This is a genomic window from Pseudomonas corrugata (assembly GCF_001269905.1).
Lineage (GTDB): Bacteria > Pseudomonadota > Gammaproteobacteria > Pseudomonadales > Pseudomonadaceae > Aquipseudomonas > Aquipseudomonas corrugata.
The window spans coordinates 273,441-296,328 of the sequence record NZ_LHVK01000006.1 but is presented as its reverse complement, the minus strand read 5'-3'; the positions used below and the strand labels follow the sequence as shown (position 1 = coordinate 296,328).

The window sequence follows — 22,888 nt, the reverse complement described above, 5'->3', positions numbered from 1 at the left end:
GTGTCACACGCGTTACACCCGTTTTAGAGGGGGGCTGGGTATGCGTACTCATACAGCCTTTCCGAATTGGCCTTGCACGACATTGCCTACCTCTAGGGCATCAAGGTGATCTGCATACCACTGCATCATTTTCACGCGTTGCTCGAGGTACTGAGCTTTGTTGTAAATACCTCGGACACCCTGTGCCTTGTGACTGAGTTGGGCCTCGATATGGTCAGCGGGGTAACCATGCTCATTGAGGATGGTGCTGGCGATGTGGCGGAAGCCATGACCGGTCTGGCGGCCTTCGTAACCAAGACGTCTGAGAGCCATGAGAAACACGGTGTCGCTTCGGGGTTTGGTGCGGTCGCTTCTACCTGGAAACAGGAGAGGGTATGCACCGGTAAGTTGCCGAAGCTCCAATAGGGCATCTACAGCTTGAGTGCATAGCGGCACCAGATGTTCGCGGCCTTTTTTACGTCCCTTACGTTCGACAGGCACTGTCCACAGTTTCTTATCGAAGTCGAACTCTACCCAATGAGCTTCGCGAAGTTCGCTGGGACGGACTGCCATCAGGGTCAGCAGCCGCAGGCCAAGCTGAACATCTTTGGCATGCGGATAGGAGCGTATAGCTCGAAGTAACCCAGGGAGCTCGTCAGGAGAAACATGAGCGTAGTTCTCTGCCTTTCCTGATGACAGAAACTTATGCACGCCCTCCAAGGGATTATTGACGGCTCTGCCAGTCACGCGAGCCAGGTCATAGATATCTTTGCAGTAAGCCCTCACGCGACTCATCTGTTCCAAAATCCCCTGGCGCTCAAGTCCTCTCAATAGCTCCATCCACTCCATAGACATGATCGACGTATAGGGACGTTTACCGAGCAAGGGGAACACGTGGCGTTCGAGTGCGCCGAGTATCCTTTTGGCAGTTCCAGCATCCCAGCCGCTGAGGCGAGACGTATGCCATTCCCTGGCTAGTGATTCGAAGGTGTCATTGGCTGCGTCAATGTCAGCCGCCTGACGAGCCTTCTTGGAGATGATTGGGTTCTTGCCCTCTGAGGCGTCAGCTCTCAGCTCTGCCGCTTTCTGTCGAGCGAAGGCGCCGCTTACCTCTGGATAGCCGCCGAGACCTAGCCAAGACCATTTGCCGTCCGGTTTCTTGTAGCGTAATTCCCAAGATTTTTGGCCGTTTGGTTTGACTCTGAAATACAGCCCAGGACTGTCTAGTTCGCGGTATGCCCCGGCCTCAGGCTCCAGGCTGGAAAGTGTTGTATCAGCGAGAGGACGTCGCTTGATATCGGCGCGCTTCATCCGTGTATGCCTCCAGTTCAATTAGTTCTGAAGCATACACGTGGGCATACACGGTGGGGAAGGATAGGGGTAGATAGAGGTGGACAGCCAGAAACAAGAAAGCCCGCACGAGGCGGGCTTCTTGAGGTGATTCATAGACTGCTGTAGACATCTATGGATCGGTACTTGGTGGCTACACAGGGACTTGAACCCCGGACCCCAGCATTATGAATGCTATGCTCTAACCAACTGAGCTATGTAGCCAAGTGGCGCGCATTATTCGCCGGTAACGAGGAAGTGTCAAGCGTAAATCTGAAATATTTCTCTGCGCTTTCAACCGCTTATCCATCCTCGCCACAAATGCCTGTCAACCGAGTTGAAATCTCCCTGTATTCGCACTCAGTGCCTGACTTCCCTGGCTCAGGGTATCGGCCGCCAGGTTCACCGCCCGAGCGCCATCCAGCAAGCGCATGGCGGCTTGATCGACCTGCTGGATATTGCCGCTGACCTCGTCGGCCGTGCTGGCCTGTTCGTCCACTGCGGTGGCGATCTGCGCCAGGGTATCGGTCACGCTTTGCACGGCGCTGGCGATTTCCCCCAGGCGCTCGCCCAGGCTGGTGACGGCTTGGGCATCGGTCTGTGCCTGCTCGCAGGCGGCTTCCATCAGGCTGACAGCTTCATTGACCGTCGCGCGCAGGCTGTCGACGGTGCCTGCAATCTGCTGGGTGGAGGACTGGGTACGCTGCGACAGGCTGCGGACCTCATCGGCAACCACCGCGAAACCGCGGCCCTGTTCCCCGGCGCGGGCCGCTTCGATGGCGGCGTTGAGCGCCAGCAGGTTGGTCTGCTCGGCCACGCCACGGATGGTGTCGACCACCAACTGGATCTGTTGCCCCTGTTCGCTTACCCGGCCCAGGGCGGCGGCTGTTTCGTTGAGGCGCTGGTTGAGCTGCTGGATGCTCGCGGTCGTGCGTTGGCTGTCGCGGCTGCTGTCGGCGGCGATGCGCCGGGTCTGCTGGGCGCTGTCAGAGGCCTGCTCACAACTTTTTGCCACGCCTTGAGAGGTTGCGGCCAGTTGCGTTGCGGCGGCAGCGATTTGGCTGATCTGCATCTGTTGGGCTTCGACTTCTCCCAGGGCGCCGCTGGAATGGGTGTTGAGGGTGCGCACGGCATTGCTTACCTGCGATGTCTCATGGTCGACTCCCAGCAAGCTGTTACGCAGTTGCACCACGGCGACGTTGAGGGCGGTGCTGATCGCCGCCAATTCATCGCGTCCTTGCACCGGCACTTGCAGGCTGAGGTTACCGTCACGCAGGGCTTCGGCCAGCAAGGTGATGCCGCTGGCGCTGAGGCGGATGGACGCTTGCAGGCAGACAAAAAGGTAAAGGGCCGCCAACAGCAGGCAGCCCAGCACCGTAGCCACCAGTGTGAACTGGCGGATCGCCGTAGCGTGATAATGGTTCAGCCGTGTATCCAGGGCCACCAGGGATTGCTGGCGCAAAGCGGCCAGATCGGACAGCAGGGCGTCCAGGTGTTTCTCGAAGTCTTCCGGTTTCAGGCTGATGGAGCCGCCGAACACGCCGTCGTCGAGCACTTTCAGTTCGGCATCCAGGCGCTTGAGGCTGCCTTGATATTGACCGGCCCAGGTTTGCAGGTCGCCAGGCAGGCGTGCTTCCAGGAGTCCACCGGTCTTGAGCAACTGATCCCGGGCGTCGCCGATGCGGCTGCGCAGGTCCCGCAATTGCAGGCGGCTCTGCAGTGTGAACTGGCCCGACACTACCGAGGCCTGTCCGACGCTGGCCAGGCGTCCGACCCGCTCGATCAGCTCGGGGGTCTGCTGGGTCGAGATCTGGGTCAGCAGATAGGTTTCGAGCCAGGAGGCGAGGGTCAGGCGATTGTCCATCACGATCTGCTCACGCAGGGATTGCAGTGCACTGAGGGCGGCGGTGAAGCGATCATAGCCGTCCGGCCACCAACCTACGGTGCCCAGGCTTTTCGAGTCCAGACCTTTGAGGCTGTTCTGCAAGGCTTGGTAGCGGGCGAGGATGTCGGCTTCGGCGCCTTCGGCCTGCAAAGTGGTGCTCAGGTCATCGGCGGCCTGGTTGAGGGCCGGTTGTACGGCATCGAAAGCCGCCATCGCGGCAAGCGTGGCAGGCGTAGGTTGCCGATTGGTTTCCGTGGCGCGCCAACGGGCAGCGCGGTTGCGCTGGGCGGTGAGCAGGTTGTCCAGGTTGTCCAGGGCCAGTAACTGGCGGACCCCGGCACGTTCCCCGGAAATCAGGCTGAGCTGATCGCGATAGTCCTGGCCGATGATCCACAGACTGCCCATGAGTGGCAGGATGAAGAGCAAGAACAACAATTGGAATTTACCGGCGAAGCCGAAACGTCCCAATAATCTGATGCCCGGTGATAGAAAAGCCTGCATGCCCATACTCCCCTGAACACCCTTGCACTCTTTTTGTGCGTTTCTACACAAATGCTGAAACAGGTGTTCTTTTAAAAGGCCTCGAAAATTCGCTCTGATCGCTCTGTACGCGGGCTCTGTAGCGAAACTTCCCATTCTCGGTTCCCTTTGTAAGGGACCGCGTTATAACGAAAAATAAGGCAAGATTCAGACCATGGCGTTGAGCTATCACCTTGGCGGCGGGGATTTTTTAGGTCGATAGCATGCTAATTAAAAACGTGCCGCACTAAAATGGCGCATTGCGGTGCCTGTCAGCGTGCGCTCCCCGTTCGCTGAGTTGAAACGATACGAACGTTGGGTCGCCGAGTGTGCTCTCGTTACGACTAAAATACTGATTTGTATAAGTCCTAAGTTGATGTTGTAGAAATATTGCCCGTGTTAATTTGCTGCTGTGGTTGTTGGTTTGAATGGATTCTGCGGCTTTATTCAAGGGTGATCCTGGGTGATAGCAGAAGCAGGCTTTACATTCTTTCCGCCTATCGCCCTTGCCTTCCTGGAAATAAGCCTCCGGTTTCTGATTCGAACGCCTCTTCCGCTACCGAGTGGATAGAGCGATGAATGCTTTCCACCCACTTGCCACGTTTCAATGCTGGTAAACAGCTGTATCGCCGTGTCCTTGAAGACGTTCGTCCGAGGCGGCGTAAGCAGCGGTGATCGATTGTTATTCGCCACGTCGTGCACACGTTGAAATGCCGCCGTCGTTGTTGACGGTAGCAATAAATAGAATCAGGCAGGGGTCAATATGAAGTTCAAGTCGTTGCAGGCACGTATTTGTGTCACGGCGGGCGTATGCCTGTTTGTTTCATCGGTCAGCCTGGTTGCCTATGGGCTCTTCAGTGCTCGCTCCAATGAGCACTATGTATCGACGGAAGTGACGGCGCTGGTTGAAAAGTCGACGATCCGGGAAATTCAGAACCTGGCCGAGTCCCGCGCCAACGCCATTCAAGCCAGGCTGCAAACCGCTCTGGATGCAGCTCGCACCATGGCCAACACCTTTGCTGCTGGTAAGGCCGCGCAAAGCCCACTGGCACTGGGCCGGGATCAAATCAACAGTGTATTGCTCAGTGTTCTCAAGGATAACCCTGAATTCAACGGTACGTATTCCTGCTGGGAACCGGACGCATTGGATGGACAGGATCACGCTTTTCGAAATGCCCAGGATGGCAACAATCCGCTGACAGGACGTTTCACACCCTATTGGACACGCAGCGCGGACGGCCATGTCGCGGTGCAACCGCTGGTGGAGTATGACTCCCCTGACCGTCACCCCAATGGTGTGCCGAAGGGCGGTTGGTACAGCGGCCCGCGCGACACCCTGAAGGAAAGTGTGTTGGACCCCATTCCTTATGTGGTTCAGGGCAAGAATGTCTGGCTGACCACCTTGTCGGTACCGATTGTGTCCGGCGGCAAGTTCTACGGGGTGGTCGGGGCTGACTTCGATATCGCCTTTATCCAGAAACTCAGCGAGCAGATGTCTGCCGATCTTTATGGTGGCAAGGGGTCTGTTTCGATCATGAGTAACCAAGGACTGGTGGTCGCGGACAGCAAGCGTACGGATCTGATCGGGCAACCCATCAAGGCCTTGCTGCCTGATACCTGGGAAAAGGTGCTGGGCGATATCCAGCGTGGTCATGGCGATGGCCTGCTCAATCCGCAGACGCAGGATATTGAAGTGCTGATGCCCATTGAACTGGGGCGCACGGGGAAGCCGTGGGCAGTGCTGATTCGCTTGCCCAAAGCGGTGGTCATGAGCCAAGCGATTGCCCTGGAGCAGGAGTTGCAATCGCGCAGTATCAGCAACAGCGTCTGGCAAGTGTCCGTAGGGCTGGGTATTTCATTGTTGGCCCTCGTTGGCCTTTGGCTGGCTGCGGCAAAAATCGTCGGGCCGATTCGCGAGGCCGCGGCCTTGGCGGCCCAGATCAGCCTGGGGGATTTCTCTCGTCGCCTGGTGCAGAAATCCGAGGATGAAGTCGGACAGTTGTCCATCGCGCTCAACGACATGTCCGAGAGCCTGCAACGACAGGTCAGGGTGGCTGAACGCATTTCCGAAGGCGATCTGGACCTGGAAGTCCGGCTGTCTTCACCCCACGATACCCTTGGCAAGTCGCTGGAGAAAATGGTCGGTAACTTGAACCAGTTGATTTCCGAAGTACAGGTCAGTGCCACCCGAATCAGCGGCAGCTCGGCGCAGGTCACCGATCTGAGTCAGTCCTTGTCCGACGGGGCGGCCAACTCTGCCTCGTCCATCACCGAGATCAGCGCGGTGATGACCCAGATGGCTGCCCAGACCCGGGACAACGCCGCCAACGCCAAGAAGGCCGACGAGCAATCCCAGGCATCACGGGCCGATGCGGGAGAGAGCGACAAGTTGATGAGCGAGCTGATTGCCGCGATGGCCGAAATCGACAGTTCGGGCAAGGACATCACCGCGATCATCACCACCATCGACAACATTGCCGCACAAACCAACCTTCTGGCGTTGAACGCTGCCATCGAGGCTGCCCGGGCCGGTGAGCTCGGGCGCGGTTTTGCCGTGGTCGCGGACGAGGTTCGCACCCTGGCGGCCCGCAGCGCCGAGGCCGCGCAGCAGACCGCCGCGCTGATTGCCGATTCCTCGAACAAGACACAACGCGGCATGATCATCGCGGGGCGAACCGCCGAGTCCCTCAAGAATATTGTCAGTGGCACCAGTGCGGTGTCCAGCCTGGTTTCGCTGATCTACCAGGCTTCCAGCGAGCAGGCTTCAGGCTTGCAACAGGCCAGTGTCGGGTTGGAACAGATCGATGAGGTGACGCAGAAAAACCAGTCGAGCTCGCAGGAATGCGCGGTGGCGGCCAAGGATCTGTCGGAGCGGGCGTCGCTGATGCAACGGGTGTTGAGCCGCTTTAAAGTCAAAGGGGGCTAGTACCCGTTCCCAGGCGTATGGCCAAGCATGTCAAATCAGCACAAGAAGCCCTGCACCGGTGATGGATGCAGGGTTTTTTGTCAGATCCTGTAATAATTCGCCTCGCATGAAGCGTCCTGAAACTCTGTAGGATTTTTATCCCCAATTACTTTCAGGTCGATATGAACACCTCCATGGAGCCCCCCAGTCGCTTTTCTCCTCTCGTTCGCTGCACCCCTCTGACAAACTCTTTCCGAGGGAGCGAATAATTCCATGGAATGGATCGTTGACCCCACGGCCTGGCTTGGCCTCTTGACGCTGATCGTGCTGGAGCTGGTGCTCGGCATCGATAACCTGGTCTTCATCGCCATCCTGGCCGACAAACTCCCTCCAGAGCAGCGGGATCGTGCCCGCATCATCGGCCTGTCCCTGGCGCTGCTGATGCGTCTTGGCTTGCTGGCCAGCATTTCCTGGATGGTGACCCTGACCGAACCGTTGTTCGAGGTCTTGGACAAGACGTTCTCGGGGCGAGACTTGATCATGCTGTTCGGGGGTGTGTTCCTGCTGTTCAAGGCAACCATGGAGTTGCATGAGCGGCTCGAAGGGCATGTGGCCCAGCGCTCGGGTAACGCGGCCTACGCGCTGTTCTGGCCAATCGTTGCGCAGATCGTGGTGCTGGATGCGGTCTTTTCGCTGGATGCCGTGATTACCGCCGTGGGCATGGTGGAGCATCTGTCGGTCATGATGATCGCGGTGATTTTCTCTATAGGCCTGATGATCGTCGCGAGCAAGCCGCTGACTAAATTCGTCAACGGGCATCCCACGGTCATCATGCTCTGCCTGGGCTTCCTGATGATGATCGGTTTCAGTCTCACCGCAGAGGGCCTGGGTTTCCACATTCCGAAAGGTTACCTCTACGCCGCGATAGGCTTCTCTATCCTGATCGAACTGTTCAACCAGTTGGCTCGCTCACGCCGCAAGAAGAGCCTGCAGGGGCGGCGCCCCATGCGCCAACGTACCGCTCATGCGGTGATGCGTTTGTTGGGTGGCCACCCATTGGATGCCGACGAGGTGGGTGAAGAGATTGCCGACATGCTCCCTGGCAATGAAGCCGGGCCGGCGTTCGACCGACGGGAACGAGTGATGATCAACGGCGTGCTTCAGTTGGCGGAACGCTCGATACGCGGGGTCATGACCCCGCGTGCGGAAATCGACCACCTCGATCTGGCCGACGCGCCAGACGTGATCCACACGAGGCTGATGCACTCGTCGTACTCCAGGCTGCCGTTGATTCGCGATGGTCAGGTCGATGAGCCATTGGGCTTCGTCCACAAGAAAGAGCTGCTCAAGGAATTGTTGGCGGAGCACGAGCCAGATCTGGAAGCCATGGCCCGCAAGACAATCAACTTGCTGGACAGCTTTACGATTCTCAATGCGCTGGAGCAGATGCGTAAGGAATCGACGCACATCGCTTTTGTGGTAAACGAATTCGGTGATTTCGTGGGGCTGCTCACCATGACCGACATCCTTGAATCCATTGCTGGTGAACTGCCCGATGCCAGTGAAATCGAAGGCCCGAACATCGTGGCCCAGGAGGGTGGCTATCTCATCAACGGTGCACTGAACCTCAGTCATATTCGTGAGCAAACGGGCTTCCAGGCACAAGCCACCGATGACTACCAGACACTCGCAGGACTGGTCATGAGTTTGCTGGATCGCCTGCCGGTCATTGGCGATGAGCTCCATTGGCAGGCGTGGAGCCTACGGGTTGTAGAGGTCCAGGAGCGTCGGGTAACGAGAGTGTTATTGTGTCCTGATGGATATGAGACAGCATCCAGTCGATAAACACCTGGGTTTCGGCCGCTGCGTCTTGGGAGACACCGTAGTAATAACGGATCAGCGGCAGGCGCAAGGAGGGAAACGGGCAGGTCAGTCGCCCTGTGGATAAGTCCCTGCCCAGCAATGAGGTCGGACACAGCGCGACCCCCAGGCCATCGACGGCGGCTTGCAACACCAGGTGCATGTGGTCGAATTGCAAAGTCGGTTGTGTTCGCAACTGAGTGAGGCCCGCCTGCTTGGCCCAGTCCTGCCAGTCGCTGCAGCGGGTCCTGCCGGTCAGCAGCGTGTGCTGGAGCAGATCGGTGGGGCTGTCCAGCGACTGGCTTTGCAGCAGGGACGGGGCGGCTACCAGTATCAGGTCATCTTCCAGCAACGCATGGGGTTGAACGTTGGTGGACCATCCGGACTGTCCCCGGCGAACCACGACGTCGAATGCTTCGCGCGACAGATCCGGTGGCCGGGTGCTGGTGACCACTTCAGGGTGGATATCCGGATACTGCGCCATGAAGTCCGGCAGCCGTGGGATCAGCCAGCGTACCGCGAAGGAGGGCCGCACATTGATCGTCACTTTGCGCCGCGAAGCACTCCGGGTCAGGGCGGTCGCGGCGTGGGCAATCTGTGCAAGGGCCATGCTGACCTGTTCATAGAACGTCTGGCCGGCCGGCGTAAGCACGGATTGACGGATGCGACGCTCGAAAAGCAGCACCCCCAGGTGTTCCTCGAGCAGCTTGATATGCCGACTGACAGCGCTGTGGCTGACGTGCAGCTCTTCGGCCGCGCGGCTGAAACTCTGATGGCGAGCGGCAGCGGCGAAGGCACGAACGGCGTTCAAGGGAGGCAGGTCGGAAATCATGTGTCTGATTTTGTCACATCAGGGGCGCAATTAAAGCGTTTGTCAGCAATGCCCCGTCACACCACTCTGAGCATCACCTGCTTCGGAGTGATTCATGATTAATTACGGACTGTTTCTGATTCTGGCCACCCTGACCGTACTGAGCCCTGGCCCTGGGGTGATGCTGACGATTTCCAACGCCTTGCGCCATGGCTGGAGCGGTGCGTTGCCCGGCATCTTCGGTATCGCGCTGGGGGCATTTGTCGTGGCGGGTATTTCTGCCACCAGTGTCGGTTTGATCCTCGCCACGTCATCCACCGCGTTCAGTGTTCTCAAATATGTCGGTGCACTGTACCTGTTGTACCTGGGGATCAAGATGTGGCGCATGGGGCGTTTCATCCCTGAGCTCAACGTCACGCCGTCGCGTCCGTGGCAACGATTCGTCGCAGCGTTGTCGATCCAGCTATTGAACCCCAAGGCGGGTTTCTTTTTTCTCGCGGTATATCCGCAGTTCATCAAGCCGGGGGACAGCTACTACAGCCAGTTTTTCCTGCTGGTGTCCTCCTATGGCTTGCTTGTCGTACTGGTTCATAGCGGCTATGCGCTCATGGCCAACAGTGTGAGGGGCTGGCTGTCCACGAACCGAGGGGCACAGGTCGTTGGCAAGCTGTCGGGCATAACCTTTTTCTGTTTTGGTGTACTGATGGCTTCTGCCAGCAAATGAGCGGACTCGGATAAAGCTTCTTGCTATCCTGACGCCCCTCTTTCATGGACGAATACTGAGACCTGCCATGGCTAACGACACTTCCTCATCCGTCGGGAAGATATTGCTGGGCTTGCTGTTTGCCCTGATTGGCATCGGACTGTTGTGCATTGCTGTCAATCTCACCCTCGATCGCCGCGAATTTCTCTCCCGCGCGCAGACTGCCAATGGCATCGTCAGCCGCCTGAATGCCGGCGGTTCGCATCCTGAAATCGCCTTCACCAGCGTCAGCGGTGAAGCAATCTCCTATCCCCAGGGCGGAATGATCTTCGGCTATCAGCAAGGGCAGTCGGTACGAGTGCATTACCTGGCCGAACAGCCCGCCGGCAGCGCTGTCATCGATGATGCGGGTGCGCTGTGGGGACCTTCCGGGCTGCTGGGATGCCTCGGTCTGATGTTCGCGTTTGCTGGCTTGTCCAAAACCTGTTTTCGGCATGGTCGACGCGTTTCACTCAAATAAAAGGATTTCGAACGTATGAGCTACAACATCCCGATTCCGGTCAATGAGAGCCGTTGGGCGTACCAGACCGCGAGCGGTGGCGGTCTGACCGTGGCCGTGGTGGCGGGCAGTGGTGGTTCGATCATTCTGCGCTCGCCCCAAGGTGAAGACGTCAGCTACCGCTACGGTGGCGTCGGGGTAGGAGCCGGCTTTGGTGCCCGGCTGCCGCGCTTTGGCAAGGTCAATATCCAGATAAAAGGCAAGAGTGTAGGAGCGGCCGGCGCAGCCGAGGCGTTTCCCAGCTTCGGCAAAGTCTTTGTCAGTGATGCCTTGGCCGGACGCGACCTGACAAGTGATGACATCACCGGCCCCTGCCTCTACACCGAAGTGGGAGGTGGACTGGTAGTCGGTGGTTCTGCCATGGCCTTGTTGTTCGGGCTCGATCCCAAGTTGCTGGCCTTGTCAGTGGCCTTGAGTGCCAGCCCGGCCACATCGATCATTGCTTCCAGCACCGTCAACCGACAACTGATGCAGTCGGCCAAGGGAGCCGTGGTCATGGCGGGTATGAACGCCGGCGCGCAGGCCGGTGGTGGGGCGGCGATCTATATCGGCTATCTGTTCTAGTCAGCCATGGAAACCTGTGGGGAGCGAGCCTGCTCGCGATAGCGGCGCAACAGTCGGCACCGATTTAAACCGTCAGATGTTGCTCCACCAGTAGGTTTCTTTGGTCTGGTGTAAGGTTCCAACGTCGCCGTCATCCTGATCTATCGCACAACGTGGCTCCGGCCCGTATAACCATGCCAGGTGTGTTAGATGCGTGGAGGCGGCTGGAAAACAGGAAGGTTCAGCAGGAGTCCAATGCTTACTCGGCGTCTATAAGATGTCTGATCTGATCGACCACTCTGATCAGCGAAAGCTTGTCCTCTTTCTGAATGGCTTCGGATAACAAACGATCAGCAACCATCATCGACTGATGGACTTCCTTACGCAGCTCTTCCCCCTGATGAGTAAGGAACACTAAGGTTTGACGTCGATTCGAGGGTAGCACTTCTCGTCTGATCAGGCCGCTGCTCTCCATGCGCTTAAGCAATCCGGACACCGCCGAGACGTCAATTTCAAGCTGATGCGCAATGTCTCCCACAAGAATGCCCTCGTCCGTCCTGCAGAGTTCCAGAAGATAACTCTGCTGGGCGGATATGCCCTCGGGCAGGTACTTTCTGTAGAACTCGGAAATGCCTCGCCATCCACGATAGAAGTTGAAGCAGAACAGGTTGCGTAGTACGGGTTCAGCATTGCTATTGCGTGCCACTATTCGTACCTCTGAATGCAGTGGGCGATCGAGCAAAACGCGTTCAGGCTGGCCTCATGCCCTGAAAACCATCCTGTAGTGTGTCGTTGCCACGCGTAAAGCAGGGCAGAGCTAGAAACGAGCTGCCAGCATGATCAAAACGCATAGGATAGCCCAACGGACAGGTACCTTGCTCGGTACATCCCCCCGCTGTTGAGGAGCAGGCTCAGTTGCTCATCAATGCGCCGGCTGCCCTGAACTTTCAGACCCCATAAGCCATTCTGGCGATCCCGCACGGAGGACACCAGCAGGTTGGTGTCCGCGACGTCGTTGGCGATCCACCGGATTCCCAGCATCTCGCCACATGATGCAATGACGCTGTCGCAGCGCGTGTCGGTCAGGTGCTCGTACAGCAGGGATAGGTCACTGGCACCGTTGAAGGCTGAGACCCAGGTATATTCGAAGCCCGAGACACTGGCTCGATCAATCCCGTGTTCACTGTCCTGAAGCAACGCCTCGAGCTTCAGCAGCCAGGCGCCCAGGGTGACTTGAGTGTCGACGGCGAACCTGTTCACCTCGGGGTACGTCGGATCGGAACTGGCGGGGGAATGGCCCGCGTAAGGTTCGCGACTGTGACCCCGAAAGTAGCTGAGGCCAATATCCGCAGGGCCGGCTACCTGGGTGGCACGTACGGCAAAATCGGTCTGTCCGGAGCAGCGCAGTGGCGTGAAGATGGCCTGCTCATAAGCAGGATCCTGCGCGCCATGTTCACCGAAGATCAGCGCGTCCGGCCGCTCGCGATAGCAGGGTAGGGCATATAACGTCACGTTCCGCCCCAGGCCGCGATAGCCCACCGAGGCCATGGGTTGCGAGAGGCGAGCATCGCCATCCGGGTCGAATCTGAGGTCAACCTGATTCACCACATCGACCAGATGCCGGGACTCGGTGACCCCCCAAAACACGCGGCTCAGGCCAACCCCCAACTGCCAGGGCCCCGGTCGGTAGGACAACGAAAGTTCGCGCAAGTCCGCGGCGTCGTATCGGTCCAGTCCCGCCCACTGTAATTCTACCTCCATGTCCAACGACATCTGCTCGAGCAGCGGTTCATGGCGGTCCCACTTGAACTGCAGACCTGGAAAAGATGTGCGTGCCGACTCGTAACCGTTGCCCTGGAGTGTCAGCTTGTACTGCTCCTCCGTGCTGCTTGCGCAAGGGCTTAAGGTGATTGTCAGGCAAGTCAGCAGCAGCCCCAGGCTAAATCGCGACAGCAGTGGATTCGCCATTAGCTACGCGCCTGGTCAGAGAAGTCTTCAGGCCATTGCGAGTCCGTAGAACGAATGCCGGTTCAATTTCAGGCAAGTGCTCCGGGCGCACATTGAGCTCGTAGTGAGTCAGCACCTGCCGGAGCAGCGACTTCAATTGCAAGTGTGCCAAGCCGATGCCAATGCACTTCATCCGCCCGCCGCCAAAGGGGAAGAAGGCGTACTTGGGCCGGCTGGGCGCTGTTGCCGCGAAATGCTCGGGGTGATAGTCCAGGGGCCGCTCCCAGAAGGACGGGTCACGGTGAGTCACCCAAGGACTCATGATGATGTTGGTGCCTCCCGGCACCCGTTGGCCACCGAGTATGCACGGTTGAGCGGCCTTGCGATCGATTAGCCACAGCGGTGGCGACAGGCGCATGGATTCGTTAAAGCACTGTTCCAGCACGGGCGTGTCTTTCAGGTCGAGCCGGCTGCTGGTGGCGACTGAATTCAATTCATCGCGCACCGCCTGCTGCCAGCCCGGGTGTTTGGCCAGATCGCCCAGGGTCCACATCATGGCTGAAGCGACGGTGTCGAAGCCGGCCAGGAACACACCCATGATTTCCCGCAGGATGTGCTGATCGTCGAGGGCCTGGCCTTGTTCATCGCGGTAGTTGATCAAGTCGTCAAGGAAGCCGCCAGCAGATGCGGGGCTACTGCTGCGGTGCTGGGCAATGATTTCCAGCAGGACCGTGGCGATTTGCCCGGCGGCGGTGTGCAGCCGACGGTTGTTCGGCGTTGGCAACCAATCGGGAAGCGGAACCGGCGAGGACAGACGGATATTCATGTAGCGCAGGCTCAGGGTCCAGCCGTGGGAGATGCGCGCAATAGCCTGGGCCCCGATGCGGTGTCCGAAGAGAAAATGGGTCAACACGTCCATGGCGTAATCGACCATTTCGTGCTGCAGATCGATGTCGCCGTTGTGGTCCACGCGATTGGCCCAGTCGGCCACGCGTTCGTGAGCCAGGGCGTCGACATTCTGCGCGAGCGCGCGCAGGCGCGGCAGGGCGAACGACGGGATGACCGCCTTGCGCTGCTCCTTCCACTTCTGGCCGTCGGCGATGATCATGCTGCCACCCGCCAAGGGGCCGAAGGCTGCGGCGATATCGCTGCGACCGAAGTTTTCGCCTTGGAAAATGGTATCGAGATCGGCCGGGTCGAAGGCCAGGCAGAAGGAGGCCCCAAAACCGACGGGCAATCGTACGAGGGTGCCGTAGCGCTGCCGACACTCGTTCAAGAGTGCCAGCGGTTCGTTACGAAACCGCTCAGAACAGCCGAAAAGCATATGCCCGCGAGGGCCGGGCGCAAAAGCGTTCATCCTATCGTCCTTGATTGCAGCTTTAGGCGGCTTGGATCGGGGCCATGGCAAAGGCGCCACCGAATACCGCGCTGGAAGCCGCAGTCCGATTGCGGTAGTCGGGATCTTGCATCAGTTGTCCCACGGTGTCCGCTGACGGGAATTCGATGATCTCGAATCCGTCGAAGGACCACTGTTCACCGCGCTCTGTGACCGCGCTGATTACCACGCGCCCGCCATGTCGGGTCAGGGCTGGTTCGCGATCAGCGACATACCTGGCCAGGGCATCGGCGTTGTCTGAGGCATCAGGGGCCTGGAACTGAAAGGCCACCAGCATGGTGGGGCCCTGGACTTCGGCCCAGCGTGCCAGATCCTGTTTGACTCCGGTCACCTGAACCCCCGGTTGCCCATCCACTGCGGGGGAGAGTTGCAGGCGACGCACGTCCAGCTCTCCAAACATCGGCTGGGAAACCCGACCGTCCAGCACTACAGCCGAAACCGGGCTGGGCTGGTGTGCTTCGCTGATTACGTTCAGCTTCATGTCTTGCTCCTTAATGTGACGCCATATTTGACGTAAAAAAACTACAAGTTAAATGTTTGCACGTCAACTGTTGACGTGAAAGAAGTGTTTCTATAGCTTGCGCACCCATCGATCACATGGCCCTTTTGGAATGGATGTCAAAATGATGAGAACGATAGTGTCAGCGGTAGTGCGCTTGCGATGGGGGTTCCTGCTGCTGTTTCTAGGGCTGGCCTATTTGGCAAGCCTGGGGCAGAGCCGGCTCGGCTTCAGTACCGACTACCGAGTGTATCTTGCCCCGGATAACCCGGAGTTGATGGCGCAAGAGCAGATGCAGGCCACCTTTGACCGGTCGGACAACCTGTTTATTGTTGTGGCGCCGGAGTCGGGCGAGGTATTCAGCCAGTCGTCCCTCGAGGCGCTGCAGTGGATAACCCAGCGCGCCTGGCAGACACCTTATTCGGTGCGGGTGGACTCCCTCAGCAACTTTCAGAATATCGACGCCGACGCGGACAACATCCAGGTCGCCGACCTGGTGCGTGATGCCGCCACCTTGAACGAGCAGCAACGCCAGCGAATCCGCACCATCGCCTTGTCAGAGCCGCAGTTGGTGGGTCGCCTGGTGTCCAAGGCCGGCAATGTCGCCGCGGTCAACGTGGTGTACCACCTGGCCGGGGTTTCTCCTTATGAGAACAGTGAGGTGGTGGGTTTCGCCCGCCAACTGGCTGAGGAGGCGCAAGCCAGATTTCCCGGGATAAAAGTGCATCTGACGGGCATGGCGATGTACAACAATGCCTTTCTGGAAGCTGCCATGGGTGACGCCGCCAACCTGACCCCTTGGGTCTATCTGGTAATCCTGATTGCCGCGTTGATCATGCTGCGCAGTGTGCTGGCCACAGTGGCAGCAGTGGCCGTGGTGTATCTGGCCATGACCAGCGCCGAGGGTATTGCGGGCTGGCTGGGCATGAGCCTGACTTCGCTCTCGGCGTCTGCGCCACTGGTGATTCTGATGATCGCCGTGGCGGACTCGGTGCATGTGCTGTCGGTCACCCTGATGCATCTGCGCAAGGGGGCTACGCGCTTGGATGCATTGCGCGAGGCGCTGCACGAAACCCTCGTACCGGTCACTGTGACCAGCGTGACCACTGCTGTAGCGTTCCTGTCCCTGAACTTCAGCGAGATCCCGCCTTTCCGTGACTTGGGCAACATTGTCTCGATCGGCATCGCCCTGGCCTGGTTGTTCACTCTGTTTCTGCTGCCAGGCCTGGTCGCGCTGCTGCCGCTCAAGGCTGGCGTCAAGGGGGATCCGCTGGAGCATCTGATGACTCGCTTCGGCACCTGGGTGCAGTCACGCTCGCGGCGGTTGATGTGGCTGAGCATCCCTGTGGTAGTGGTGCTGGCCTCGTTGGCCGGGCGTAATGAGCTCAATGATCAGTATCTGCGCTGGTTCAGCCCGGAGACGGCTTTCCGTCAGGCCAATGACTACACCGAGCAGAACCTAACCGGTCTTTACACCATCGAGTATGCGCTCAAGTCCAAATCAAGCAGCGGCGTCAACGACCCGGTCTTCCTGGCTCAGGTGGAGGACTATACCGCTTGGTTGCGCCAACAGCCGGAAGTCGCCCATGTCAGTTCGCTCTCGGACGTGGTAAAGCGAGTCAACCGTAGTCTGACCACTGGCACCGAGGAGGCTTATCGGCTGCCGGAAAGCACCGAGGTGGCGGCGCAGAGTCTGCTGCTGTACGAGCAGTCCTTACCTTATGGACTCGACCTGAATAACCAGATCGATGTCAGTCGCACGGTCACCCGGAGCGTAGTGGCGCTACACGAACTGAGTACCCGGCAAATGCTCGACTTCGAGCGTCGCTCTATGTCGTGGCTGGCCAGCAACACACCGGCAATCGAGGCCAAGGCCGCCAGCACCACATTGATCTTTGCCCACATCGGTCAGCGCAATATCGAAAGCATGATGTGGGGGATCATCGCCTCGGCGGCGGTGGTCGCGGTCCTGCTGATGCTGTTGTTCCGCTCTTGGAAGCTGGGCCTGCTGTCCATGGTGCCGAACGTGATTCCGGCAGCCATGGCTCTAGGGATCTGGTGGATCTGCGTTGGGCAGGTTGGGTTCTCGGTGGCCATCGTCGCCTCCATGACGTTGGGGGTGGTGGTCGATGACACCATCCACTTCATGTACGCGGTGTTGCAGCGGGTCAAGTCCCACGGCCAGACGGTGGGTGAAGCGGTTGTCGAGGCTTTCACCAGCACGGCGCCTGCCTTATTGGTGACCTCGCTGACCTTGACGGCCGGGTTCCTGGTCCTGGCCACATCCGAATTCGCCTTGAACCGGGAAATGGGGCTGGTGACCGCCCTGACATTAGTGATTGCTCTGCTGGCGGATTTTTTCCTGCTGCCGGGGTTGCTTGAACTGACATTGGAGAAGAAGCGTGAAAGGACTGAAGAGCGTGAAGTACTTGGCGATGCTGTTCTGCCTCGTTGATGTGAGCGTGGCCGTGGCCGATGAGAAAGGTCAGGAGATCGCGAGGCAGGCGGACCAGCACAACGTCGGTTGGAAGGACATGTCGGCGGATCTGCAGATGGAGTTGCGTAATGCCTACGGCGCGGTAAGTACCCGTGAGTTGGCGGTGCAGTTCTTTGAAGTACATGCCGATGGCGACAAGAGTCTGGTGCGTTTTCTGAGCCCCGCGGATGTGCGTGGCACCACCTTGCTGACCCACGCCCATAGCCTGACCTCGGATGATCAGTGGCAGTTTTTCCCGTCGCTGCGTCGGGTCAAGCGGATTGCTTCGGAGAACAAGTCAGGCCCGTTCATGGGCAGTGAATTCGCATACGAGGACATGGCCAGCTGGGAGCTCGATAAGTACCAGTACCAGTATCTGGGGGACGAGATAGTTGATGGGTTGGACGCGTACAAGCTGGAAATGACCCCTGCGTACCCGCGCTCCGGCTACACCCGTCAAGTGACCTGGCTCGACAAGCAGTATTACCGGCCGCTCAAGGTGGAATACTACGACCGTAAGAATGCGTTGCTCAAAACCCAGACCTACAGCGGTTATGGTGTTTACCTGGACCGCTACTGGCGGGCCAGCGAGATGCGAATGGTCAACCACCAGACCGGCAAGCAGACCTGGATGCGCTGGAGCAACTACCGCTTTGGCAATGGATATAACGAGCTGACGTTCGATAAGAGCAGCCTCGACGCTCAGCGTTGATTCAAGGGATATGTCATGGACTTCAAGGATTACTTCGATCATCCGCTTGGCGTCGAGTTGGGCGGTCGCGCTGCCGCGCTGCTAGAGGGCTTCGATCAGCAGCGTTATAGCGCCTCGTTGCCGGCGGACCTGGGGCCGCTGGAGATGAAGGCACGAGTGAAGGCCATGGCTAACGCCCTCTGGGAGGGGTTGGGTCTGGAGTTTGTGTCGGCGGCCCAGGTGTTGGTCAGGATGCTTGATCCGATCCCCGGGACCCGCTTTGGTCGCATGACCGGGTTCCCTGTGTGGGTGATCGCGGATATTTTCGAAACCCGCGGTCTAGAGCACTTTGATGCCGCCATGCAAGCGATCAGGAAGGTGACTCAGCACTTCACTGGCGAGTTCGCCATCCGGCCTTATCTGGATGCCTATCCGGAGCCTACATTGCAGGTGCTGGCCGGCTGGGCCAGCGATGACAGCAACGATGTGCGCAGGCTGGTTTCCGAGGGCACGCGTCCGCGCCTGCCGTGGGCCACGCGGGTGCCGAGCCTGTTGGTTGACCCGGCGCCGGTCCTGGCTTTATTGGAGCTTCTGCGCAGCGATCGCAGCGAGTACGTACGTCGCTCAGTGGCAAACAACCTCAATGACATCAGCAAGGATCATCCCGGCGCTGTGCTCGATGTGCTGGAGCGTTGGCAGGTCGAGGCGCGTGGGCCGCACACCGATTGGATCATCCGCCATTCGCTGCGAACCTTGGCGCGTCGCGGTGACAGCCGGGCGCTGGAGCTGCTTGGGTATTCCATGGCCGCGCCGGTGCAGATCAAGCACTTCCAGGTCGGGCCTTCGCAGATCAAATCTGGAGAGCGTATTTCTCTGGACTGCGATATCCAGATCGACAGCACCTGCGAGCATGGGCTGATGATCGACTACGCCATTCTCGCGCCGGGCGCCCGAGGCCAGATCAACCGTCGTGTATTCAAGTGGAGCAAGCGCCAGAAGTTGGTCAAGGGGACGGTGAAGCTGCAGCGCGATCACAGTATCGAAAGCAGTTCGCTGAGAAGTTACTACCCCGGCGCACATGAGGTGCATCTGATCATTAATGGGCAAGTCGTGGCCCAAGGCTCCTTCGAGCTGGGCGTTTAATCACTCCATCAATTGGACAGGGAGGTTGATATGGTAGTACCACCAAGGGGCGAGAAGGTCCTCGATCCCGTAAGCCTGGCGCTCTATGGCTTCATGGGCAGCGCAATTCTGCTGCAGGGGCATCGACTGGGGATTTTCCGGGCGCTTGCCAGCGCTGATGCGGGGCCGGGGGCAGACGCTCTGGCAGACTCACTGGGACTGGACGGCGCCACACTGGAGCGGTTTTTACGCGGCGCGGTTGCCTGGGGGCTGGTCGAGGAGCAGGCAGGCGGCTATCGACTGTCGGCATCCGCCCACGGCGCGTTGGATCCTCAGTCGGCACAGTACCTGGGACCTTTGCTCGAACACTTTGACAGCAACACTCTGCCGCTGTTTCGCCACCTAGGCGATGCCGTGGGCAGCGGCCAGGCGCAATGGGCGAAACTGGCGCAAGACGCGTCGGCCCCCTTCGACTATCTGTTGGCCGAGGACCGTGGCGCTGCATTCCATGATGCAATGTGGAACCTCAGCCGCGAGCCGTCAGCAGAGTTGGTGAAGCTGAGGGTGGTGGACGACGTATCGAGCCTGGTCGACTTGGGGGGCGGCATCGGTACCTTCGCCATCGCTGCCGCGCAACGGCATGCCGAGCTCAGCGCAGTGGTATTCGACCTGCCTGCTGTGGAGCCCCATTGCCTGGCGCGGATCAGTGAGGTGGGGTTGGCTTCCAGGGTCAGCTTTGTGCCGGGTGACTTCTGGTCCGGTGAGTTGCCCCACGCGGATGCCTACTCCTTGGGGTTCATTCTCTCTGACTGGAACGACGAGCAATCTCTACAGCTATTGCGCCGGGTTCGCCAAGCGTTGAATCCCGGAGGACGAGTGCTGGTGCTCGATCGCTTGTTGGAAGCATCAGGCGCCGAGCCGTTTGCGGCAGTGATGCAGGACCTGGCGATGCTCTTGGAGACCGGTGGGCAACACCGCACGGAGACCCAGTTTCAAGCGCTATTACATGAGGCCGGTTTTACTCGCACCCAAGTGATCAGGTCCAGCGGCGAGAAACATGCGGTCATTGGTTATCTATAATTCCAAGCCGGTTCAGCTTTGATGTAAGTCCGTGGCCGTCAGGCCAGTTTTGTTGTTGATCTGAGAAACTAATTTATCCCGCATCGTAATAGCGTGGACGTCTACGTGCGCGCTGTTCCTGGCACTAAGTGAAACATAAGGAGAGTTTAAATGTCCGCTAAGAAGACGTATGGATACCTGGTTATTGGCGCTGGTCCGGGAGGGCTGCAGGCCGGTCATTGCTTGCAGCAACAAGGGCGTGATTATTTGATTGTAGAGAGCGGACGTCGCGCCGGCACTTCATTTGAACGATTTCCACGACACAGGAAGTTGATCTCAATCAATAAAGTCCATACCGGTTATTCCGATCCTGAAATTAACTTGCGTTGGGACTGGAACTCGCTGTTAAGCAGCGAAAGCACTGCGGCTCGGTTCACCGACTACAGCCAACGTTATTTTCCCGATGCCGATGACATGCCGCGTTATCTGGATGGTTTTGCCAAGGAACATCAGCTTAACGTGCGTACCGATAGCGCTGTGGTGAACGTGCGTCGCGATCAGGACTTCATCGTCACCTTGTCCACGGGCGAGGAACTGCGGGCCCGTGTGCTGATTGTCGCGACAGGCGTGCATCTGCCTTGGCTGCCGGACATCGAGGGGATCGAACACGCTGAGCACTATGTTGATATGGACATCGACCCGGTGCCGTTGACCAACAAGAAAGTGCTGATCCTGGGCAAGGGTAACTCTGGCTTCGAGACTGCCGATGCACTGATGGAGCATGCAGCGATGATCCACGTGGCGAGCCCGAATCCATTGCGCATGGCCTGGTCGACCCATTACGTGGGGCATTTGCGCGCGGTCAACAACAACCTGCTCGATACGTACCAGCTTAAATCACAGAACGCGATCCTCGATGTAGAACTGCATCGCATCGAGCGCGACGGCGACAAGTTCAAGGCCTACTTCGGTTACCAGCACGCCGAGGGCGAACAGGAAGTCATCGAATACGATCGCGTGATTGCCTGTACCGGATTTCGCTTCGACGATTCGATGTTTGACGAGTCTTGCCGCCCTGAGTTGTGCTCCCGGGGCCGTCTACCCGCGCAGCGGGCGGATTGGCAGTCACAGAATATTCCCGATCTTTATTTTGCCGGCACCCTGATGCAGTACCTTGACTACAAGAAGTACATGTCGGGGTTCATCCACGGCTTCCGTTACAACGTGCGCACCCTGTGCCAACTGCTGTTGGAGCGCTACGATGGTATCGCCTTACCGCAGGTGACCCATGAGTTGCAGGTGGCGCCGACATGCGAGCGCATAATCGAACGGGTCAACCAGTCTTCGGCACTCTGGCAGCAGCCGGGTTTCCTGCAGGATGTGATGCTGATTGATCGGCAGCAACAACGCTTGAGCTGGCACTTGGAACTGCCCCAGGACTACATCGCGCAACGCTTTGCCGCTGATGAGTATATGACCCTGACCCTGGAGTTTGGCCAGCGCAAGTTTGACAATCCGTTCAATGTTTCGCGCATTGCCAGGGAGAATATCAAGCGCGCTGAAGATTCGAACTTCCTGCACCCGATTGTCCGGCACTACCGCGATGGAAAGTTGTTGGCAGAGCATCACACTATTGAAGACCTGGCCGCTGAGTGGCGTGAGGCAGAACACATCGAGCCGCTGTTGGAGTTCCTGTCGAAGCAATTGCCGGTAGAGCACCGTAGTCCAGCTGTGGACGCTCAGAAACTGTGGAACGTGATTTCGACATTTTAAAGGGAATTAATAATGAACTTCGTAGACTTCCATGTTCACGCCGGAAAGTTCTCGCTGCTGCGTGACGATATTCAGGGCCTGTTGACCAAGTTTCCTTTTGAGGAAGGGGTCGATGTTCGTGAAATATTTTCCAATCCGTCGGCGTTGAAGGCTTATCTTCAAGAGCGCGGTGCGGTGCGTGCGGTGATCCTCGCAGAGTGCGGGCCGGGAACCAATTTTTCCATCGATAGCCAGTTGATTCTGGACTTCTGTGGCAACGATCCATTCTTTGTGCCGTTCGGCAATATCAATCCGTTGCACCACGCTGATCCACTCCAGGAATGGCACAAGGATTTCGAGCGCGGGATCAAGGGCTACAAGTTTTACCCCGCCGACCATGGGTTTGATCCGTACCTCGACTCGATGATGGCGGTTTATGAAATGTGTGCCGAGGTCGGCCAGCCCATCATGTTCCACACCGGCCTTACTGCGCAGCGCGACACCGAGCAGAAGTTCATCCGGCCGGGGGATTTTCGTCGCCTGGTGGAAACTTTCCCGCGACTCAAGGTGATCTTTGCGCATGGCGGCAAGCCCACCTGGTACGACGAGGCGCTGGAAATGGCCGTTCGTTATCCGGGAGTGTATCTGGACACCGCTCTGGTTCCGGCCGAGGTACTGGTGGACTGGCTGCACGAGCGTCCGGCGGTGCATAGCAAAGTGCTGTTTGGTTCCGATCTGCCGGTATGCGGCAGCTACTCGGCGGTGTGCCAGAAGATTCTCGATGCCGGCTTCGATCGCGAACTGTTGCAAGCCGTGCTTAGTGGAAACGCTGATCAAGTGTTGGCGGGATAAG

18 protein-coding genes, 1 tRNA gene and 1 pseudogene are annotated in these 22,888 nt (G+C 58.5%); 12 read left to right on the top strand and 8 right to left on the bottom strand.

The window, feature by feature from the left end; genetic code table 11:
- Positions 1-48: 48 nt before the first annotated feature.
- The 3 genes from AD665_RS09485 to AD665_RS09475 form a co-directional block, all read right to left on the bottom strand.
- Positions 49-1,290: a tyrosine-type recombinase/integrase gene (locus AD665_RS09485; protein WP_053191853.1), complete on the bottom strand. Its 1,242-nt coding sequence runs from the start codon at positions 1,288-1,290 to the stop codon at positions 49-51.
- Positions 1,291-1,456: 166 nt separating this feature from the next.
- A tRNA-Met gene (locus tag AD665_RS09480) sits at positions 1,457-1,533 on the bottom strand.
- Between the two features lie 103 nt (positions 1,534-1,636).
- Complete coding sequence (locus tag AD665_RS09475; RefSeq protein WP_024778177.1) at positions 1,637-3,694, bottom strand: methyl-accepting chemotaxis protein; 2,058 nt, start codon at positions 3,692-3,694, stop codon at positions 1,637-1,639.
- 781 nt (positions 3,695-4,475) lie between these two features.
- Between AD665_RS09475 and AD665_RS28130 the strand changes: the two are divergent.
- From AD665_RS28130 to AD665_RS09465, 3 genes and pseudogenes are all read left to right on the top strand, one after another.
- A pseudogene (locus AD665_RS28130) lies at positions 4,476-5,738 on the top strand (PDC sensor domain-containing protein); the annotation flags it as partial.
- Complete coding sequence (locus tag AD665_RS28125) at positions 5,733-6,638, top strand: methyl-accepting chemotaxis protein (RefSeq protein WP_392397198.1); 906 nt, start codon at positions 5,733-5,735, stop codon at positions 6,636-6,638. The pseudogene AD665_RS28130 and the gene AD665_RS28125, both read left to right, overlap by 6 nt.
- A gap of 252 nt (positions 6,639-6,890) precedes the next feature.
- Positions 6,891-8,462 carry a TerC family protein gene (locus AD665_RS09465; protein WP_053191851.1) on the top strand — a complete coding sequence of 524 codons (1,572 nt, stop codon included), beginning with the start codon at positions 6,891-6,893 and terminating at the stop codon, positions 8,460-8,462.
- On the opposite strand, the gene gcvA is transcribed toward AD665_RS09465, so the two are convergent.
- Entirely contained in the window at positions 8,344-9,309 is a 966-nt protein-coding gene (gene gcvA / locus AD665_RS26780) for a transcriptional regulator GcvA (RefSeq protein WP_024778174.1), read from the bottom strand. The two genes, AD665_RS09465 and gcvA, sit on opposite strands and share 119 nt — an antisense overlap.
- 94 nt (positions 9,310-9,403) lie before the next feature.
- On the opposite strand from gcvA, the gene AD665_RS09460 reads away from it, so the two are divergent.
- The 3 genes from AD665_RS09460 to AD665_RS09450 all read left to right on the top strand — a co-directional run bounded on the left by AD665_RS09460 (position 9,404) and on the right by AD665_RS09450 (position 11,114).
- Positions 9,404-10,012, top strand: coding sequence for a LysE family translocator (locus tag AD665_RS09460; RefSeq protein WP_053191847.1), 609 nt, complete (start codon positions 9,404-9,406; stop codon positions 10,010-10,012).
- Positions 10,013-10,079: 67 nt separating this feature from the next.
- Positions 10,080-10,511, top strand: a complete 432-nt coding sequence (locus AD665_RS09455; protein WP_080392414.1) for a DUF3592 domain-containing protein — start codon at positions 10,080-10,082, stop codon at positions 10,509-10,511.
- A 15-nt stretch (positions 10,512-10,526) separates the two neighbouring features.
- Positions 10,527-11,114 (top strand): hypothetical protein, encoded by a 588-nt coding sequence (locus tag AD665_RS09450; RefSeq protein WP_024778171.1) that lies wholly within the window; start codon positions 10,527-10,529, stop codon positions 11,112-11,114.
- A 238-nt stretch (positions 11,115-11,352) separates the two neighbouring features.
- Here AD665_RS09450 and AD665_RS09445 read toward each other — a convergent pair whose 3' ends face one another.
- The 4 genes from AD665_RS09445 to AD665_RS09430 form a co-directional block, all read right to left on the bottom strand.
- Complete coding sequence (locus tag AD665_RS09445; RefSeq protein ID WP_024778170.1) at positions 11,353-11,799, bottom strand: MarR family winged helix-turn-helix transcriptional regulator; 447 nt, start codon at positions 11,797-11,799, stop codon at positions 11,353-11,355.
- A 134-nt stretch (positions 11,800-11,933) separates the two neighbouring features.
- The gene (locus AD665_RS09440) at positions 11,934-13,061 is read right to left on the bottom strand and encodes a hypothetical protein (RefSeq protein ID WP_024778169.1); all 1,128 of its coding nucleotides are present in this window, start codon (positions 13,059-13,061) and stop codon (positions 11,934-11,936) included.
- Positions 13,033-14,397, bottom strand: coding sequence for a cytochrome P450 (locus AD665_RS09435; RefSeq protein WP_024778168.1), 1,365 nt, complete (start codon positions 14,395-14,397; stop codon positions 13,033-13,035). The genes AD665_RS09440 and AD665_RS09435 overlap by 29 nt, the downstream gene beginning before the upstream one ends.
- Positions 14,398-14,419: 22 nt before the next feature.
- On the bottom strand, positions 14,420-14,917 hold the full coding sequence (locus AD665_RS09430; protein WP_053191843.1) for a DUF1330 domain-containing protein: 498 nt from the start codon (positions 14,915-14,917) through the stop codon (positions 14,420-14,422).
- A gap of 142 nt (positions 14,918-15,059) precedes the next feature.
- On the opposite strand from AD665_RS09430, the gene AD665_RS09425 reads away from it, so the two are divergent.
- The 6 genes from AD665_RS09425 (at position 15,060) to AD665_RS09400 (ending at position 22,887) form a co-directional block, all read left to right on the top strand.
- A complete protein-coding gene (locus AD665_RS09425) occupies positions 15,060-17,390 on the top strand; it encodes an efflux RND transporter permease subunit (RefSeq protein WP_160321679.1) in 2,331 nt (776 codons plus the stop codon).
- A complete protein-coding gene (locus tag AD665_RS09420) occupies positions 17,338-18,123 on the top strand; it encodes an outer membrane lipoprotein-sorting protein (RefSeq protein ID WP_033034363.1) in 786 nt (261 codons plus the stop codon). Before AD665_RS09425 ends, AD665_RS09420 begins: the two co-directional genes overlap by 53 nt.
- A gap of 15 nt (positions 18,124-18,138) precedes the next feature.
- Positions 18,139-19,245 (top strand): DNA alkylation repair protein, encoded by a 1,107-nt coding sequence (locus AD665_RS09415; RefSeq protein ID WP_053191839.1) that lies wholly within the window; start codon positions 18,139-18,141, stop codon positions 19,243-19,245.
- A gap of 30 nt (positions 19,246-19,275) precedes the next feature.
- On the top strand, positions 19,276-20,304 hold the full coding sequence (locus AD665_RS09410) for a methyltransferase (RefSeq protein WP_024778163.1): 1,029 nt from the start codon (positions 19,276-19,278) through the stop codon (positions 20,302-20,304).
- Positions 20,305-20,454: 150 nt separating this feature from the next.
- Positions 20,455-22,056 (top strand): NAD(P)-binding domain-containing protein, encoded by a 1,602-nt coding sequence (locus tag AD665_RS09405; RefSeq protein ID WP_053191837.1) that lies wholly within the window; start codon positions 20,455-20,457, stop codon positions 22,054-22,056.
- A 12-nt stretch (positions 22,057-22,068) separates the two neighbouring features.
- Complete coding sequence (locus AD665_RS09400) at positions 22,069-22,887, top strand: amidohydrolase family protein (protein WP_024778161.1); 819 nt, start codon at positions 22,069-22,071, stop codon at positions 22,885-22,887.
- Position 22,888 lies beyond the last annotated feature (1 nt).

Coding starts and splice junctions, on each gene's coding strand:
- AD665_RS09465 (WP_053191851.1), top strand. CDS start 6,891: ATGGAATGGATCGTTGACCCCACGGCCTGGCTTGGCCTCTTGACGCTG.
- AD665_RS09435 (WP_024778168.1), bottom strand. CDS start 14,397: ATGAACGCTTTTGCGCCCGGCCCTCGCGGGCATATGCTTTTCGGCTGT.
- AD665_RS09415 (WP_053191839.1), top strand. CDS start 18,139: ATGGACTTCAAGGATTACTTCGATCATCCGCTTGGCGTCGAGTTGGGC.
- AD665_RS09450 (WP_024778171.1), top strand. CDS start 10,527: ATGAGCTACAACATCCCGATTCCGGTCAATGAGAGCCGTTGGGCGTAC.
- AD665_RS09400 (WP_024778161.1), top strand. CDS start 22,069: ATGAACTTCGTAGACTTCCATGTTCACGCCGGAAAGTTCTCGCTGCTG.
- AD665_RS28125 (WP_392397198.1), top strand. CDS start 5,733: ATGTCCGAGAGCCTGCAACGACAGGTCAGGGTGGCTGAACGCATTTCC.
- AD665_RS09485 (WP_053191853.1), bottom strand. CDS start 1,290: ATGAAGCGCGCCGATATCAAGCGACGTCCTCTCGCTGATACAACACTT.
- AD665_RS09475 (WP_024778177.1), bottom strand. CDS start 3,694: ATGCAGGCTTTTCTATCACCGGGCATCAGATTATTGGGACGTTTCGGC.
- AD665_RS09430 (WP_053191843.1), bottom strand. CDS start 14,917: ATGAAGCTGAACGTAATCAGCGAAGCACACCAGCCCAGCCCGGTTTCG.
- gcvA (WP_024778174.1), bottom strand. CDS start 9,309: ATGATTTCCGACCTGCCTCCCTTGAACGCCGTTCGTGCCTTCGCCGCT.
- AD665_RS09425 (WP_160321679.1), top strand. CDS start 15,060: ATGATGAGAACGATAGTGTCAGCGGTAGTGCGCTTGCGATGGGGGTTC.
- AD665_RS09405 (WP_053191837.1), top strand. CDS start 20,455: ATGTCCGCTAAGAAGACGTATGGATACCTGGTTATTGGCGCTGGTCCG.
- AD665_RS09460 (WP_053191847.1), top strand. CDS start 9,404: ATGATTAATTACGGACTGTTTCTGATTCTGGCCACCCTGACCGTACTG.
- AD665_RS09410 (WP_024778163.1), top strand. CDS start 19,276: ATGGTAGTACCACCAAGGGGCGAGAAGGTCCTCGATCCCGTAAGCCTG.
- AD665_RS09455 (WP_080392414.1), top strand. CDS start 10,080: ATGGCTAACGACACTTCCTCATCCGTCGGGAAGATATTGCTGGGCTTG.
- AD665_RS09440 (WP_024778169.1), bottom strand. CDS start 13,061: ATGGCGAATCCACTGCTGTCGCGATTTAGCCTGGGGCTGCTGCTGACT.